The organism is Allopusillimonas ginsengisoli (genome assembly GCF_004153455.1).
Classification (GTDB): Bacteria; Pseudomonadota; Gammaproteobacteria; order Burkholderiales; family Burkholderiaceae_B; genus Allopusillimonas; species Allopusillimonas ginsengisoli.
Genome location: NZ_SDQE01000031.1, coordinates 1 through 1,253, shown reverse-complemented (window position 1 = coordinate 1,253; position 1,253 = coordinate 1). Strand labels below are relative to the sequence as shown.

Here is a 1,253-nt window from a genome sequence, read left to right as displayed (position 1 = left end):
GTACCCGTCAAGCGCGTCGTAGACTACAACGTCAAAGTACGCGTGAAATCCGACCAAAGCGGCGTGGACATCGCCAATGTCAAAATGTCCATGAACCCCTTTGACGAAATTGCGGTGGAAGAAGCCACGCGGCTCAAGGAAAAGGGTGCCGCCACCGAAGTCATCGCTGTGTCGTGCGGCGTGGCGCAATGCCAGGAGACCTTGCGCACGGCCATGGCCATCGGCGCGGATCGCGCCGCGCTGGTGCAAACCGATGCCGAGCTGCAGCCGCTGGCGGTGGCCAAGCTGCTCAAGGCGCTGGTCGATAAAGAGCAGCCCCAACTGGTCATTTTGGGCAAGCAGGCCATCGACGACGACGCCAACCAAACCGGCCAGATGCTGGCCGCGCTGCTGGGCTGGCCGCAGGCGACCTTTGCCAGCAAAGTCGAGCTGGCCGATGGCAAGGCCACGGTCACTCGCGAGGTCGATGGCGGGCTGGAAACCCTGTCGCTGACCTTGCCGGCGATCATCACCACCGACCTGCGCCTGAACGAGCCGCGCTACGTGACGCTGCCCAACATCATGAAGGCCAAGAAAAAACAGCTGGACACCTTCACGCCTGAAGATCTGGGCGTGGATGTGGCCCCGCGCCTGAAGACGCTCAAGGTCAGCGAGCCGCCGGCGCGTTCGGCCGGCATCATGGTGCCCGATGTGGCAACGCTGGTCGACAAACTCAAGAATGAAGCCAAGGTGGTTTAAACATGACGATACTGGTAATTGCTGAACACGATAATGCCCAGCTCAAGGGCGCGACACTGAACACCATCGCGGCGGCCCAGAAGATCGGCGGCGATATTCACGTGCTGGTGGCCGGCAGCGGCGCGCAGGCAGTGGCCGATCAGGCCGCCAAGGCCGCGGGCGTGGCCAAGGTGCTGCTGGCCGATGCGCCGCAACTGGCCGATGGCCTGGCCGAGAACGTGGGCGCCCAGGTGCTGGAGATTGCCAGCGGCTACAGCCACCTTCTTTTCCCGGCTACCGCCTCGGGCAAGAACGTGGCTCCGCGCGTGGCGGCCAAGCTTGATGTTGCCCAGATCTCGGACATCATCGGCATCGAGTCGCCCGACACTTTCGAGCGCCCCATCTACGCGGGCAATGCCATTGCCACGGTGCAGTCGGCCGATGCGATCAAGGTGATCACGGTGCGTACCACCGGTTTTGATGCGGTGGCGGGCGAAGGCGGTAGCGCGGCCGTTGAGTCGATCACGGCAGTGGCC

General features: G+C 63.5%; 1 protein-coding gene and 1 pseudogene. Both read left to right on the top strand.

The window, feature by feature from the left end; genetic code table 11:
- Positions 1–738, top strand: a 738-nt coding sequence (locus ERE07_RS21565) for an electron transfer flavoprotein subunit beta/FixA family protein (RefSeq protein WP_130011073.1), incomplete at its 5' end; no start/stop codon positions are given.
- A 2-nt stretch (positions 739–740) separates the two neighbouring features.
- Positions 741–1,253: pseudogene (locus tag ERE07_RS21560) on the top strand (electron transfer flavoprotein subunit alpha/FixB family protein); the annotation flags it as partial.